At 33.8% G+C, this 14,832-nt stretch carries 15 protein-coding genes and 1 tRNA gene; 11 read left to right on the forward strand and 5 right to left on the reverse strand.

All coding sequences use genetic code 11. The features are described from left to right. The first annotated feature begins 139 nt into the window (after nucleotides 1-139). From OS188_RS13470 to OS188_RS13490, 5 genes are all read left to right on the forward strand, one after another. Nucleotides 140-754, forward strand: coding sequence for a trimeric intracellular cation channel family protein (locus tag OS188_RS13470; protein ID WP_267149375.1), 615 nt, complete (start codon nucleotides 140-142; stop codon nucleotides 752-754). 41 nt (nucleotides 755-795) lie between these two features. Then, nucleotides 796-1,680 (forward strand): pirin family protein, encoded by an 885-nt coding sequence (locus OS188_RS13475; RefSeq protein WP_267149376.1) that lies wholly within the window; start codon nucleotides 796-798, stop codon nucleotides 1,678-1,680. 6 nt (nucleotides 1,681-1,686) lie between these two features. After that, nucleotides 1,687-2,433 carry an SDR family NAD(P)-dependent oxidoreductase gene (locus tag OS188_RS13480; RefSeq protein ID WP_267149377.1) on the forward strand — a complete coding sequence of 249 codons (747 nt, stop codon included), beginning with the start codon at nucleotides 1,687-1,689 and terminating at the stop codon, nucleotides 2,431-2,433. A 90-nt stretch (nucleotides 2,434-2,523) separates the two neighbouring features. Continuing rightward, nucleotides 2,524-2,868 (forward strand): FAD-binding protein, encoded by a 345-nt coding sequence (locus tag OS188_RS13485; protein WP_267149378.1) that lies wholly within the window; start codon nucleotides 2,524-2,526, stop codon nucleotides 2,866-2,868. A gap of 20 nt (nucleotides 2,869-2,888) precedes the next feature. Beyond that, nucleotides 2,889-3,236: a DMT family transporter gene (locus tag OS188_RS13490; protein ID WP_267149420.1), complete on the forward strand. Its 348-nt coding sequence runs from the start codon at nucleotides 2,889-2,891 to the stop codon at nucleotides 3,234-3,236. A gap of 232 nt (nucleotides 3,237-3,468) precedes the next feature. Here OS188_RS13490 and OS188_RS13495 read toward each other — a convergent pair. The 3 genes from OS188_RS13495 to OS188_RS13505 form a co-directional block, all read right to left on the reverse strand. Then, nucleotides 3,469-3,542, reverse strand: a tRNA-Asn gene (locus OS188_RS13495). A 145-nt stretch (nucleotides 3,543-3,687) separates the two neighbouring features. Next, the gene (gene rseP, locus OS188_RS13500; protein WP_267149379.1) at nucleotides 3,688-5,034 is read right to left on the reverse strand and encodes an RIP metalloprotease RseP; all 1,347 of its coding nucleotides are present in this window, start codon (nucleotides 5,032-5,034) and stop codon (nucleotides 3,688-3,690) included. A 79-nt stretch (nucleotides 5,035-5,113) separates the two neighbouring features. Then, entirely contained in the window at nucleotides 5,114-7,153 is a 2,040-nt protein-coding gene (locus OS188_RS13505) for a M1 family metallopeptidase (RefSeq protein WP_267149380.1), read from the reverse strand. Here OS188_RS13505 and OS188_RS13510 point away from each other — a divergent pair. From OS188_RS13510 to OS188_RS13525, 4 genes are all read left to right on the forward strand, one after another. Continuing rightward, nucleotides 7,144-7,815 (forward strand): SCO family protein, encoded by a 672-nt coding sequence (locus tag OS188_RS13510; RefSeq protein ID WP_267149381.1) that lies wholly within the window; start codon nucleotides 7,144-7,146, stop codon nucleotides 7,813-7,815. The genes OS188_RS13505 and OS188_RS13510 overlap by 10 nt on opposite strands. Nucleotides 7,816-7,888: 73 nt before the next feature. Beyond that, the gene (locus OS188_RS13515) at nucleotides 7,889-8,119 is read left to right on the forward strand and encodes a FeoA family protein (protein WP_267149382.1); all 231 of its coding nucleotides are present in this window, start codon (nucleotides 7,889-7,891) and stop codon (nucleotides 8,117-8,119) included. Further along, nucleotides 8,116-10,215, forward strand: coding sequence for a ferrous iron transport protein B (feoB, locus tag OS188_RS13520; RefSeq protein WP_267149383.1), 2,100 nt, complete (start codon nucleotides 8,116-8,118; stop codon nucleotides 10,213-10,215). Before OS188_RS13515 ends, feoB begins: the two co-directional genes overlap by 4 nt. A gap of 30 nt (nucleotides 10,216-10,245) precedes the next feature. After that, on the forward strand, nucleotides 10,246-10,383 hold the full coding sequence (locus tag OS188_RS13525; RefSeq protein WP_267149384.1) for a FeoB-associated Cys-rich membrane protein: 138 nt from the start codon (nucleotides 10,246-10,248) through the stop codon (nucleotides 10,381-10,383). Nucleotides 10,384-10,387: 4 nt separating this feature from the next. Here the strand turns inward: OS188_RS13525 and OS188_RS13530 are convergent, their stop codons facing one another. Next, nucleotides 10,388-10,819, reverse strand: a complete 432-nt coding sequence (locus tag OS188_RS13530) for a hypothetical protein (RefSeq protein ID WP_267149385.1) — start codon at nucleotides 10,817-10,819, stop codon at nucleotides 10,388-10,390. Between the two features lie 39 nt (nucleotides 10,820-10,858). Beyond that, nucleotides 10,859-11,515: a metal-dependent transcriptional regulator gene (locus OS188_RS13535; protein WP_267149386.1), complete on the reverse strand. Its 657-nt coding sequence runs from the start codon at nucleotides 11,513-11,515 to the stop codon at nucleotides 10,859-10,861. 100 nt (nucleotides 11,516-11,615) lie between these two features. Here OS188_RS13535 and OS188_RS13540 point away from each other — a divergent pair, with 100 nt between their 5' ends. After that, the gene (locus OS188_RS13540) at nucleotides 11,616-13,865 is read left to right on the forward strand and encodes a TonB-dependent receptor (RefSeq protein ID WP_267149387.1); all 2,250 of its coding nucleotides are present in this window, start codon (nucleotides 11,616-11,618) and stop codon (nucleotides 13,863-13,865) included. A 45-nt stretch (nucleotides 13,866-13,910) separates the two neighbouring features. Further along, the gene (locus tag OS188_RS13545; protein WP_267149388.1) at nucleotides 13,911-14,822 is read left to right on the forward strand and encodes a metal ABC transporter solute-binding protein, Zn/Mn family; all 912 of its coding nucleotides are present in this window, start codon (nucleotides 13,911-13,913) and stop codon (nucleotides 14,820-14,822) included. Nucleotides 14,823-14,832 lie beyond the last annotated feature (10 nt).

The raw sequence follows: 14,832 nt of genomic DNA on the forward strand, positions 1-14,832 counted from the left end.
AAAAAAAAAAAAAATCAAGTGTGGAAACATTTAATCTAAATAACCGTATTGATCTAGTAAAATTAAGTAACCGTGATTATTCCTATGTCATATTAAATCCTGTATATTGTCTGCATAACTATTAAAAACCAAATGAGTAATGGAGTCTCTAAAAGTTATAGAAATAGTAGGTACCGTAGCTTTTAGTATTGCTGGGACTTTTGCAGCAATGGAAAAGAAGCTCGATGTTTTTGGAACTTTCATCATTGCTTTTATAACCGCATTGGGTGGAGGTACTTTACGAGATATGTTATTAGGAGAAGTTCCTGTAAGATGGTTATTTGAGTTTAGCTCAGGATTTATCGTCTTACTCAGTACAATAATAGGCTTGCTATTTAAAACTGTAATAAAAAACTACCATAATGTATTGTTGTTATTTGATTCTATTGGTCTTGGTTTTTTTACTGTAGTTGGTATTCAAGTAGGCATAGGTCTTGACTTACATCCAATAGCGTGTATTGCGCTCGGAACGATAACAGCCTGTTTTGGTGGGGTAATTAGAGATATATCTTTAAGTAACATTCCTCTTATTTTCCAAAAAGAAATTTATGCAACAACCTGTATTTTCGGAGGCGCTATCTTTTTCCTTTTGCAAAGCATGGACATACCCAAAATGCCAGTCGAAATTATTTGTCTTGTTTTTATCGTTTTATTTCGATTATTATCAGTGAAGTTTCACTGGCAATTACCAGTAATATGGAAACCTGTAAAATAGTAATTAGAACATTCAATTATCACTAATATAAAATATTTATCATGTCTAACATCAAATTAATTATAGAGGAAAGAGCTGCCAATATCGGCAAATTTATGGTAGGTCGATTATTACCATTTCGTCAAAAACGCATGGTTGGCCCTTTTATTTACATCGATCACATGGGTCCTGTAAAATTAAATGAAAGAGAAAACTTCGATGTATTGCCACATCCACACATAGGACTTTCCACATTAACGTTTTTATTTGAAGGCAGTATCATGCATCGCGATACTTTAGGTAATGAAGTAGAAATAAAGCCAGGAGCAGTAAACTGGATGACAGCAGGAAAAGGCATTGTCCATTCCGAGCGTACACCAGATTATTTACGAGACTCGCCATTATTTATGCACGGGTTACAAATTTGGGTAGCTTTGCCTAAAGAATTGGAGCAAATGGAGCCACAGTTTTCTCATATTGAAGAACGCGAGATTCCAAGTTGGACAGATAGAGACTTGCAATTTAAACTTGTGGCAGGTGAAGCCTTTGAAAGAAAATCGCCAGTTCCAGTTTTTAGTAAATTGTTTATGCTAGAAATAAAAAGTACAACAAAACAGCTTGTTAATATTGGAAACGATCTTTATGGTGAAGCCGGTTTATATATTTTAAAAGGTGGTATAGAAAGCGAAGGAAATATCTATGCTCCTAAGCAACTATTAGTAGCAAAAGACAGTACACTTTGCGAATTTACCATTCAAGAAAATAGTACTATTTATATCTTTGGAGGAGAACCTTTTGCAGAAAAACGATTTATAGATTGGAATTTTGTATCTTCAAGTAAAGAACGCATAAAAGAAGCTAAAGAGAAATGGCAAACACAATCGTTTCCTAAAATTAAAGGAGATGAAACCGAGTTTATTCCTTATCCAACATTTAAATTAAAATAATTTCAGATGAAAAATTTAAAAAACAAAGTCATCATCATAACGGGTGGAGCGGCAGGAATTGGAGGAGCTATGACAACAGAGTTAACCGAAAGAGGTGCTTGTGTAGTAGCAGTAGATTTAAATGAAGATGCTGGAAAGAAAAAAGCAACATCTAATCCAGAGCAAATCGTATTTTTAAAAGGGGATATTTCAAAAGAATCAGTCGCTAAAAAAGCTGTTGCATTAGCCATATCCAAATTTGGAAAATTAACCAGCTTGGTCAATAACGCACACGCTTCTCGTCAAAAACCCTTATTAGAGTTAACAGAGGAAGATTGGGCATTGTCAATGAACACAGGCCTACAAGGCACCTTAAACTTCATGAAAGCTGCTTTCTCCGAACTTAAAAAAAACAAAGGCTCTATTGTTAATTTTGGTTCAGGGGCTGGACTTCTTGGTCAAAAGAATCAAGGAAGTTATGCAGCAGCAAAAGAAGCCATTAGAGGATTATCTCGAGTAGCCGCTAATGAATGGGCAGAAGATAACATTCGAGTAAATATTGTTTGTCCTTTAGCTTTTACCGATGGTGTAAAACAATGGAAAGAACATTTTCCAGAGCAATACGAAGAGATTATTAGTAAAAATCCAATGCACCGTTTTGGAGATCCACAAAAAGATGTAGCACCAATCGTCGCCTTTCTACTAAGCGATGATAGCCAGTATATGACAGGCCAAACACTCATGGCAGATGGTGGAGACATTATGTTAAGATAAGACATTTAAATAGTTACTTAACAACAAACCTTTAACTTTGGTGGTGATTAATAAAAGCTAATAAATATGAAAAGGAAATCAGCAGAACTGGTGGAGGAAAATTCAACAATAGACTTGCTTATTGTAGGCTCAGAAACTGGCATTGCTACAGCCTTGGCGGGACATGACAAGGGCTTAAAATGCTTAATAATTGAAAAAACGCCATATGTTGGTGGCTCCACTGCACTTTCAGGTGGTGCAATGGAGACTGATGAACACGGACGTGTGTTATGCAAAGATAAGTCTCCTATTGAAGGGCTATATGCTGTAGGAAACACAGCTGCCAATATATTTAGAAGCGTGTATCCAGGAATTGGAGGCACAATTTGCCAAGGTTTAGTATATGGATATATTGTCGCAGAACATACATCGAATTTAACACTCTTAAAAAATTAAATAAAACTTTAAAAATGAATATCAATTGGATTTTATTAATTATTGGTGGTCTTTTTGAAACTGGCTTTGCCATTAGTTTGGCAAAGGCTCAAGAAAGCTCAGGGAAAGAGTTTTGGATATGGATTATTGCATTTGCTGCCTCTGTTAGTATTAGCATGTATTTGCTTTTTAAATCAATGGGTGGAGCACAGCCTATCCCGCTTGGCACAGCTTATGCTGTATGGGGTGCCATTGGCGCTATAGGAACAGTTGTTGCAGGAATCGTTTTGTTTAAAGAAGCAGTCAGTTTTTGGAGATTATTTTTTTTAGGCACCTTAATAATTTCGATAGTTGGATTACAGATTGTGAGTAGTAGTCAAGAGATTTGAGGAAAGCTAATTATTCCGGGGCAACACAAAAAGTTGTGTGTGCTAATTAAAAATAGATTCCGATTTTTGATTTGATCTGAATTCTTCCTATACAGACAGACTTACAACAATTTATCCATAATCCTAAAATCCCACAACTTTTTGACTTGATCCCCTATAACCGTTACATACATTCACAGAAAATTAGACATAAAAAAAGTCCAACATTTCTGTTGAACTTCTTTTCTAATTGCTCCTCCTCTTGGGCTCGAACCAAGGACCCTCTGATTAACAGTCAGATGCTCTAACCAACTGAGCTAAGGAGGAGTGTTCTTTTCTTTTTAAGTCTTTTTTCTGACTTTCACATTTTCTAAACTAACTATTTTTGCAGTTGTAAAGTAGTGTGTTTTTTGCCTTAGCGAGCGCAAATATATATTAATTATTAGTTATTGCAAAACTATTTTAAAAAAAATTAATTAAAAATTGCTTTAAAGATATCATTCCCATTTGCAAACAAAACTAAAGCTATCAAAATAATAAATCCTACTAGTTGTGCATACTCTAAAAACTTATCTCCAGGCTTTCTTCCAGAGATCATTTCATATAGTAAAAACATGACATGTCCACCGTCTAAAGCTGGAATTGGCAGCAAGTTTAAAACCCCCAACATAATAGATAAGAAGGCTGTAATACTCCAGAAAACTTGCCAGCTCCAAAAGCTAGGAAATATATCGTAGATGGCTTTAAATCCACCCACGCCTTTATAAGCTCCTGTACTTGGTGTAAAAATAGCTTTAAACTGCGTGATGTATGAGGAAATTTTATCTCCCGTTTTCTTAATCCCGATTGGAATTGATTCAAGCAAACTATATTTATGTGTTTCAAATTTATAGTACCCTAATGCTTCCAAGGTCTCTGGAGTTGCACCAGAAGCATAAACCAAACTCATTTTCCCTTCTTCACTAATATGAAGTGGAATTTGTAACTTTTCTTTATCTCTTAAAACTGTAGCTTCTACATCTTGACCTTTTAAATTATCAAGTTCAGGAATTACCTCATCAATATATTTTGTTGGTTTTCCGTTAAACGCTGTAATTATATCCCCTTTTTGAATTCCACTTCCCTTATTAAAAGAAGAATCAGGAACTTCGGCAATAACAAATGGCATTCTTAAGTCTATAAAAGATTTCTCTTTAGAATCTAATAATTGAGATAAAAAATCTTCTGGTAAAGTAACGGTCGATTGTTGTCCGTCTCTTTCAATAACAATCCTTTTCCCGAATAATACTTTTTCAGAAATCTGCGAAAAATGATCTATAGTTTCACCATCAACAGATATAATTTTATCTCCTGTACGCAACCCTGCTTTATTAGCAACCGAGCTTTCAACCAAAACACCATCTGTAATGTTTTCATTAGGAAGAATTCTATCTCCATAATAATAACTCATTCCTATATAAATAATAACAGCTAATAAGAAATTAACTGTTACTCCACCAAGCATAATAATTAAACGTTGCCAGGCTGGTTTCGATCTAAACTCCCAAGGTTGTGGTGGTTGTGCCATTTGCTCTTTGTCCATGCTTTCGTCTATCATTCCTGATATTTTAACATATCCTCCAAGTGGCAACCAACCTATTCCATAAACGGTGTCTCCAATTTTCTTTTTAAATAAAGAAAACTTAACATCGAAAAACAGATAGAATTTTTCAACTCTAGTTTTAAAAAGTTTCGCAGGAATAAAGTGTCCCAATTCGTGCAAAACAATTAATAAAGAAAGGCTCAATAAAAATTGAGATATTTTTATAACAAACTCCATGTATATTTTAGTCTAATGTAAATTAATTTGCAAAAGTAGTGTTTTAACAGCATTTAGAAAACATTTACTTGGCTATAACCTACTTTTTTAACACGGATTTATTAATTATTCCTTGATTAGTTTCTAGTTGCACAAAAAACAACCCCGACGATAAAGAAGATAAATCTACACTATCAACCCATGGTGTTGTTAGTAAAAGCTGCCCCAAGGCATTATAAACATTTATACTACTAACCTCTATACTATTGGGTTTAGAAATATGTACACTTTGACTAGTTGGGTTTGGGTAGATTTGAAATTGATTTTCTAGAGTGACTTTGTCTATATGTAAACTTACTGTATTGTATTTTGAAATTAAATCTGCTTCTGGATCAAAAATTACAGTGTCTACTGTAAAGTCAACGGTTCTTAAAAAGGTTTCATTATTTGAAGTATTGTCTAAAACTAAATCTAGTTCTTCCCCATTTGTTCCAATAATCCGGATTGGTACTGGTGCTTCAAAATAAGAAACTGATGAGTGACTTTGTGTTTGTTGTAATGAAAGCCATATCTCATTATTATTTGGTTGGTTCCAGGTTAGCTCATAACTAGGAAAACCTTGATTATAAATCCAGTCGTTAAAAAACTCTGTGAGATTCTCTCCACTAGCATCCTCCATGATTTCTCTATAATCTTCTGTTTTGGCGTAAGCATAAGCATGATCTGGGTGATTTAAATAATTTTGCATCCCTTGAAAGAAAGTGGCATCTCCAAGCTTCTTTCTTAACATATGCGTTACCATAGCTCCTTTATTATAACTTAATCTGCTGCTAAAAATTCTATTTATACTTAAGGTATCTGTATCTGTTAAATAAACAGAGCCTCCACTCTGCGACGTTACCGAGTTTATTAAAGATTGTTTCCAACCTCTAAAAGAATTATTCCCATCTAAATTTTCGACTACAAGTCCGGATAGGTAGGTTGCAAAACCCTCGTTCAGCCAAATATCCTTCCAACTCCCACAAGTAACTTTATTTCCAAACCATTGATGCGCTAATTCGTGCGCAATTAAATTTCTTCCAAAACTTCCCATAAAAGAAACAGTGGTATGCTCCATACCTCCTCCCCAACCAAATTGGGCATGTCCGTATTTTTCATTGGCATAAGGATACTCCTGAAATAAATTGGAAAACAAGTCCATTATATCTACCGTAACTGCCGTGCTAACCTGAGCAGATGCCAAATTTTCAGGATATACATAATTTATTATTTCAAAAGGATTTCCGTTGTTATCTACGGTGTCTGAATATATAGAATAATTAGTTACAGCAATAGCAACTAAATACGCAGGAATAGGATATTGATGACTAAAATGTGTGGTTTTATAAGCGCCATTTACAGTTTGGCTTTGTTCTAATCCGTTTGCAACAGCCATATATTCTTCGTTTGAAGGATTATTAAGCGGGCTTGTTATATAAACATCAATAGCATCTATTTTATCGATTAAATCCTGTTTGCAAGGCCACCATCCTTTTGCCCCATAAGGCTCAGACAGCGTCCAAATAATAGGATCTCCATTATGACTACTTTGTTCAAAAGAGCCAAATCCGGAACTTACCGGATTTCCTGAATAACTAATTGTTAGCGAGTCTAAAACACCTGCATTTTGAACCTGATCTAATGTAATAACAACCTCATCATCCGAATTCTGAATAAAAGACAAGGCGTTTCCACGTTGTAATACTTGAGAAACAGTCATATTTGAAGTCAGCTCAAATACAACTTCCGATAAGTTTTCCTTAGCCTCAAAATAAGTAGTAACATCCCCAGAAATAAAAGCTTGAGATGGATCCACATCCAATTCTAATTTATGATAAGTAACATCATAATTTCCTGTGTTCATATTAACACGATAAAACATTTTATTTAAAGCTGTTCTAGCCTCAGCATCTCGAATGTCATTCATAGATTTTGTAAAATCCTGACCAAAAAACAAGATTGGAGTTAAAACTAATAAGCACTGTAATATTCTTTTCACAACTATATAATTAGATGTTAAATTTACCGAATAAACACTTATCTGTCGTATTTTTGCAAATAAATCTTCGAAAAACTCCAAATTAAATAGAAATGCTCTCATTTTTTAAAGACTATAAATATTTTGCTATCGTTTTTGCTACACTTTCTTTAATTATTGTAGTAATAATCTATAATATTTTCGATGTCTACAAGCCTTTGCCCATTTATCAGCCGGCTATGGTTAATTCTGAAATGGTTGACAGCACTCTTGTTTATAAAAAAAAGTATCATAAAATTGCCGATTTCAGCCTAACAAATCAAAATGGAAAAACCATTACACAAGACAACTATAAGGATAAAATTTATGTAGCTGATTTTTTCTTTACAACCTGCCAAACAATTTGTCCAATTATGACAGATCATATGGTTTTAATTCAAAAGGAAATTAAAGACGATGCGGATGTTATGCTGCTTTCTCATACTGTAACTCCAGACATTGACACAGTAGAACAACTAAAAAAGTACGCGTTAGAAAAAGGAGTTATCGACAGCAAATGGAATCTGGTAACGGGAGACAAAAAGGAAATCTACAATTTAGCTAGAAAAAGTTATCTCGCGGTAAAAGATGATGGCACGGGAGATGAATACGACATGATTCATACCGAAAACTTCATGTTAATAGATAAAAAGCGTCAAATTAGAGGTTATTACGATGGTACAAACCCTGAGGACATTTCTCGATTGCTAGAAGAGATAGAAATTTTAAAACAGGAATATAAATAGTTTTATAGTTCACAATTTTTTTTCGCTAAAATTTTATCTTATTTTTGCTTCTTTAAAATCAATCTAAATAAGCTTGCAAGTTACATTAGCACATCTAAAACGCGGAGAGAAAGCTATTATCACGGATGTTTCCTCCATCTACGTCCCCTTAAAACTTTTGGAAATGGGATGCTTACCAGGAAATGAAGTTCAGCTTCTGCAGGTAGCTCCATTTTCGGATCCCTTGTATCTTAATATAAATGGAACGCATTTAGCCATTAGAAAAGAGACGGCTACCCATATTTTAATTGAAATTTGTAAATGAGTAAGCAAATAAATGTCGCCTTAATAGGGAATCCAAACACTGGTAAAACTTCAGTTTTTAATGCCTTAACAGGATTAAACCAGAAGGTTGGAAATTACCCTGGAATAACTGTAGAAAAAAAAGAAGGAATTTGTAAACTACCTCGTGGAGTAAAAGCCCATATTATAGATTTACCGGGAACTTATAGCTTAAACGCATCTTCTTTAGATGAGAATGTGGTTATAGAATTACTTTTAAATAAAAACGACAAAGACTTTCCTGATGTTGCAGTAGTTATAAGCGATGTAGAAAATTTAAAAAGAAATTTACTATTATTTACTCAAATTAAAGATTTAGAAATACCTGTTATTCTTGCTATTAATATGGCAGACAGAATGAAATACAAAGGTATTTCTTTAGATATTCCTTATTTAGAAGCTAAACTTGACACTAAGATTGCTTTAATCAGTACCAGGAAAAATAGCGGAATTGAGAATTTAAAAGAATTAATTTTCAATTATAGAGATCTTTCTATTTCTCCTTGTTTAAATGCTTCAGAAATTGATAAAAAATATTTCGAAGACTTACAAAATGTATTCCCAAATCAGTCATTATATAAACTTTGGCTGGTTATTACACAAGATGTTAACTTTGGAAAAACGAATAGAAAAGAATTTGACGCCGTTGAAGATTTTAAAACAAAATCTAAAGCCGATTTAAAAAGATTACAGCAAAAAGAAACTGTAAAACGCTACCAGTTTATAAATAACGTTTTAAAAAAGGGTCAGACTATCGACCTTAGCACTGCAAAGGATTTTCGTATAAAATTAGACAGAGTTTTAACTCATAAATTCTGGGGTTATGTCATCTTTTTACTTATTCTATTACTTATTTTTCAAGCCATTTACGACTGGTCTGAAATACCTATGAACTTTATCGATACAAGTTTTGCATCTTTAAGCGAATGGGCAAAACACGCCTTGCCTGCTGGAACTTTTACCAATTTATTATCTGAAGGAATTATTCCTGGTCTAGGTGGGATTGTTATATTTATTCCACAAATTGCTTTCCTATTCCTCTTTATTTCGGTTTTAGAAGAAAGTGGTTATATGAGTCGGGTGGTCTTTTTAATGGACCGAGGAATGAGACGTTTTGGACTAAGTGGAAAAAGTGTGGTCCCTTTAATTTCTGGAACTGCATGTGCCATTCCCGCTATTATGGCTACCAGAAATATTGAAAGCTGGAAAGAGCGATTAATAACCATTTTAGTTACTCCATTTACTACCTGCTCTGCAAGACTTCCGGTATATTTAATTATAATTGCTTTAGTTATTCCTGAAGGAAGTTTTCTAGGCATGAGTTATCAAGCATTAACTTTAATGCTACTTTATTTAATTGGCTTTGGAGCAGCTTTAATTTCTGCTATGATTTTAAATAAGATTTTAAAATTTAAAAGCAAGTCGTTTTTTGTGGTAGAAATGCCAAATTACAAACTACCTCTAATTAAAAATGTTGCTATAACTGTAATTGAAAAAACGAAAGCTTTTGTTTTTGGTGCAGGAAAAATAATCTTAGCTATTTCAATAATTTTATGGTTTCTGGCATCTTATGGTCCTGGAGAAGAATTTAATAATGCCGAAGAAATAGTTACCGAAAAATTTGCCTCTCAAGATTTATCGGAAGAAGAATTAGAAAACGAAATAGCTTCTCAAAAACTAGAATACTCTTTTATTGGATTAACAGGAAGAGCTATAGAACCTGCCATTAGACCTTTGGGATACGATTGGAAGATTGGGATTGCACTTGTAACTTCTTTTGCTGCCAGAGAAGTATTTGTTGGAACTTTAGCAACTATCTACAGTGTAGGAAGTGACGAGGAAGAAACTATTAAAAACAGAATGGCCGGAGAAGTAAACCCGATCTTGGGTGGACCTTTATTTAATTTTGCTTCAGGAATTTCTTTATTACTGTTTTACGCTTTTGCCATGCAATGTATGAGTACGCTTGCTATAGTTAAAAGTGAAACTAATAGTTGGAAATGGCCTATTTTACAACTAGTATTAATGAGTGCTTTTGCTTACGTGGTTGCACTAATTGCTTATCAATTGTTGATTTAAGGTTTTAATATAAATTTCGACTAACAGATTATGAACGATCTTCTACAAAATATTTTAGCTTTTTCAGCACTTTTTATTGCTGTAGCTTTTTTGGTGAAGAAATTCTTTTGGAAAAAATCGAAATCTAAGAAAGGAATCAAGCCACACGATTGCGATAACTGTCACTAAATAATTATTCCTTTTTAACAATTTCTAATAGAAGGTAATATGCCTCTTTCTTAAGTTTTTTCTTTGAATTTAAATTGGGTAAAACTTTAAGTGCTGTTATTGTAGTTGTTTCTGAAGAGAATAGATTAAATAGTTTTTTATCTTGTCTTTTTCCTGGCTGAAAAATCAACTTTTTTTGTTCGCGTAAAGTCCCATTTTCAATAATATCTACCAATACGGTAGCTTCGCCTGCCCAAACACAAGTAATATCCTCGGGGCAACGAGAATCAGCTAAAACATCAGAAAACTTTATTTGAACATCTTCTATATGATAGGTTTTTCCTAGAAATAATTTTGCTACAATCTTTGGAGTCTCTACTTTTAGATAGGTAGAATCTTGAGCAAAAGTTATTAGAGTACTTAAAAAACATAAAAGAAATACACCCTGCTTCGCCATATTATAAATTTAAATTATTTACCATAAACATCCAGTAAATTATACCTTCTGGATGTATAAGTTTTGTGCCACGCTGTTGGAAACTACCATCTCAAGTCCGTTCACTTTAATTTTTATCGAACTGTCAAACGCTTCTTTATGTAATACTTCAATTTTCGTTCCAAGTTCAATTTTATTGTTGTTTAAGTATTGCAAAAACTTAGAAGAACTATCATTCACTCCAACACAGTTATAAGTTTCGTTAACTTGAGCCTGAGCCAACATTATTTTATCTATAAAGGTAAAATCGCCATGTTTATCTGGAATCGGATCGCCATGTGGATCATGAGTTGGATGTCCTAAAAATGCATCTAATTTATCTATCAATTTTTGAGATTTTATATGCTCTAACTGCTCGGCCAATTCATGAACCTCATCCCATGAAAAATGTAATTTATCTACTAAAAACACCTCCCAAAGCCTATGTTTTCTAATCACGTTAATAGCAATCGTACTACCAGATTCGGTAAGTATGGCGCCTTGATATTTTTTATAATCTACATAGTTTTTTTCGGCTAGCTTCTTAACCATATCTGTTGCAGACGAAGCTTTTGTACGCATAGCTTCTGCCAATGCATTAGTGCTTACCATTTCTTTACCATGTTTACTTAAATGGTAAATGGCCTTTATATAATTTTCTTCTGTTAGAGTTATCATCTTAAAATTTAAATACGAACAAATATAAAACAATTAAATAACAAATATATTTTTAGTCTGTTCTAAAAATATATTTACCTTTGCAAAAAATATACTTAACATGAGGCTAATTTACTTTTTTATATTCATTCCGTTTGGATTAATTGCTCAAGAAAACTTTAGTGTTTCTGGTACTGTTACAAGCAGTAATGAAACACTCCCTTTTGCTAGTGTTTATTTAGAGAACACCATAAAAGGAACTACTACAAACGACAATGGGAAGTATCTAATTGAAAATCTTAGTCCAGGAACTTACCAGATAATAGCTTCATTCACTGGATACAATACAGTTAAAAAAGAAATAACAATAACAGATAAAGATCTTCGTGTTAATTTTAACCTAGAAAGTGGCGAATCTTTAAACGAAATTACCATTACGGGAACCTTAAAAGCAGTTTCTAGATTAGAAAGTCCGGTGCCCGTGGAAGTTTATACACCCACTTTTTTAAAAAAAAATCCAACTCCTAATATTTTTGAAGCGCTTCAAAACGTGAACGGTGTTAGACCACAATTAAATTGCAATGTTTGTAATACTGGAGATATTCATATTAATGGTTTAGAAGGTCCTTATACCTTAGTTTTAATCGATGGAATGCCAATTGTAAGCGGTTTATCTACTGTTTACGGTCTTTCTGGAATTCCAAACTCTCTTATTGAGCAAGTAGAAATTGTAAAAGGTCCAGCTTCATCACTGTATGGGAGTGAAGCTGTTGGAGGCCTCATTAATATTATTACAAAACTACCTGAAAACGCACCTGTATTCTCGGCCGACGCCTTTATTACAGGTTGGGGAGAATTAAATGTAGATGCTGGATTTAAAGCTCAAATAAGCGATAAAACGTCACTGTTAGTTGGTGCCAATTATTTTAATTACAGCAATCCCATAGATAATAACAATGACAATTTCACCGATGTTACACTACAAGATCGCATTTCTATTTTTCAAAAATGGAATTTTCAACGCGAAAATAACAGATTGTTTTCTTTAGCAGGAAGATATTTTTATGAAGATCGATGGGGAGGAGAAATGCAATGGAACCCAAGTTTTAGAGGTGGTAATGAAGTTTATGGCGAAAGTATCTATACGTCCAGATATGAAATACTTGGTAACTACCAACTTCCAATTATCGAGCGTATAAACTTCCAGTTTTCATATTCAGATCACGATCAAAATTCTGCTTATGGAGACACCTTTTATATGGCCCAGCAACGTATTGCTTTTGGTCAGTTTATATGGGATAAACAGCTAAATAACCACGATCTCTTATTTGGTACGGCCTTGCGCTACAACTACTATAACGATAATACTACAGCCACAGTTATAGCCGATGAAATAGTTATTCCTTCACTTTTTATTCAAGATGAAATTGCTTTCAATACAAAGCAAAGCCTGTTACTTGGCTTGCGTTACGACTATGACAAACGTCATGGTTCAATTTTTACCCCACGGATTGCATACAGATTTAAACCAACCGAAAACGATATTATCCGATTAAACGCTGGAACAGGATTTAGAGTGGTTAATCTATTTACAGAGGAACATGCTGCTCTTACCGGAGCTAGAGATGTAATAATTGAGGAGGAACTAAAACCTGAAGAGTCTTATAATATTAATTTAAACTATCTCAAAAAATTATATACCACAAGTGGCATGCATTTTACTTTCGATACTTCTGCTTGGTACACCTATTTTACCAATGCCATTATTCCTGATTACGACACCAATCCCAACCAGATAATCTACGCTAATTTGGATGGGTATTCCGTTTCTAAAGGTATTAGTTTTAATGTAGATGCTGTTTTTGCAAGTGGAATCCGTGCTTCTATTGGTGCTACTTTCCAAGATGTTTCTCAAACTATAGATGGTGAAAAAGTGAAGCAAATGTTAACTGAGCAGTATTCGGGAGTTTGGTCGCTTTCATATAAAAACTATCCAACAAATATAACCATAGATTATACGGGAAACCTTTTCGGACCTATGCGCCTACCTTTGCTTAGCGACTTAGACCCTCGACAAGAATATTCTCCGGTTTGGAGTATTCAAAACATACAATTTACTTATGATGGTTTTGAAAAATTTGAAATATATGCAGGCGTAAAAAACCTATTAAATTGGACACCTAACAAAGGAAATCCGTTTATTATTGCAAGAGCAGATGATCCTTTCGATGAAAATGTTGTTTTCGATTCCAATGGAGACGTTGTTGCAACCCCAGATAATCCGTATGCCTTAACTTTTGATCCCAGTTATGTATATGGCCCTAACCAAGGCATCCGTTTATTCTTTGGACTTAGGTATCATCTTTTCTAAAAAACAGTCATTTTTTTAGTAACTTCGCAATAAATATTTAGATGTATGAAAAAAATAGTTTTTAGTCTGTTATTGTTCACAGTTTTATTCAATTGTAAAAACACAAAAGAGGATAACGGAAAACTAAACATTGTAACTACAACTACTATGATTACCGATCTGGTTAGTAATGTTGGAGGCGATAAAATAAATATTCAGGGATTAATGGGATCAGGAGTCGATCCGCATCTTTACAAAGCGAGTGAAGGCGACGTTTCTAAATTAGCAAATGCCGACATGATATTTTATGGCGGGTTACATTTAGAAGGAAAATTAGTTGAAGTTTTCGAAAAAATGCGTCACCAAAATATTAAAACTATTGCCGTTTCTGATGCTTTAGATCAAAGCAGGCTTATTTCTTCAGAGAGTTTTACTGGAAATTACGACCCTCATATATGGTTTAATGTCGATTATTGGATTCAAATTACTCAATATGTTGCAGAAAGTTTATCGGAAGCAAACCCTGAAAATAAAGCGTTTTATGAGGCTAATGCAAAAACCTATTTAGAAAAATTACTTGTTTTAAAAGAAAATTTACAAGCAACCATAGAAACTCTTCCACAAGATAAACGTATTTTAGTAACTGCCCACGATGCCTTTAATTACTTTGGGAAAGCCTTCGGATTCGAAGTTGTAGGCTTACAAGGTCTTTCTACAGCAACAGAAGCTGGAGTTCAAGATGTTCAAAAACTTGCTGCCTTTATTATTGATAAACAAGTTAAAGCCATTTTTGTTGAAAGCTCTGTTCCTAAACGAACTATCGAAGCCCTTCAAGCTGCAGTAATATCTAAAAAACATGACGTGGCTATTGGAGGCACTTTGTATTCCGATGCACTAGGAAACGCTGGAACTCTTGAAGGCACATATATTGGCATGTTTGAGTACAATGTAAATACCATTGTAGATGCCTTGAAATAAGCGATCTAAC

The organism is Xanthomarina sp. F1114, from assembly GCF_026410255.1.
Lineage (GTDB): Bacteria > Bacteroidota > Bacteroidia > Flavobacteriales > Flavobacteriaceae > Xanthomarina.

What these genes read in the sequence shown, in the direction of transcription:
- OS188_RS13470 (WP_267149375.1), top strand. Translation starts at nt 140, where the DNA reads ATGGAGTCTCTAAAAGTTATAGAAATAGTAGGTACCGTAGCTTTTAGT.
- OS188_RS13475 (WP_267149376.1), top strand. Translation starts at nt 796, where the DNA reads ATGTCTAACATCAAATTAATTATAGAGGAAAGAGCTGCCAATATCGGC.
- OS188_RS13480 (WP_267149377.1), top strand. Translation starts at nt 1,687, where the DNA reads ATGAAAAATTTAAAAAACAAAGTCATCATCATAACGGGTGGAGCGGCA.
- rseP (WP_267149379.1), bottom strand. Translation starts at nt 5,034, where the DNA reads ATGGAGTTTGTTATAAAAATATCTCAATTTTTATTGAGCCTTTCTTTA.
- OS188_RS13510 (WP_267149381.1), top strand. Translation starts at nt 7,144, where the DNA reads ATGCTCTCATTTTTTAAAGACTATAAATATTTTGCTATCGTTTTTGCT.
- OS188_RS13505 (WP_267149380.1), bottom strand. Translation starts at nt 7,153, where the DNA reads ATGAGAGCATTTCTATTTAATTTGGAGTTTTTCGAAGATTTATTTGCA.
- feoB (WP_267149383.1), top strand. Translation starts at nt 8,116, where the DNA reads ATGAGTAAGCAAATAAATGTCGCCTTAATAGGGAATCCAAACACTGGT.
- OS188_RS13525 (WP_267149384.1), top strand. Translation starts at nt 10,246, where the DNA reads ATGAACGATCTTCTACAAAATATTTTAGCTTTTTCAGCACTTTTTATT.
- OS188_RS13530 (WP_267149385.1), bottom strand. Translation starts at nt 10,819, where the DNA reads ATGGCGAAGCAGGGTGTATTTCTTTTATGTTTTTTAAGTACTCTAATA.
- OS188_RS13535 (WP_267149386.1), bottom strand. Translation starts at nt 11,515, where the DNA reads ATGATAACTCTAACAGAAGAAAATTATATAAAGGCCATTTACCATTTA.
- OS188_RS13540 (WP_267149387.1), top strand. Translation starts at nt 11,616, where the DNA reads ATGAGGCTAATTTACTTTTTTATATTCATTCCGTTTGGATTAATTGCT.
- OS188_RS13545 (WP_267149388.1), top strand. Translation starts at nt 13,911, where the DNA reads ATGAAAAAAATAGTTTTTAGTCTGTTATTGTTCACAGTTTTATTCAAT.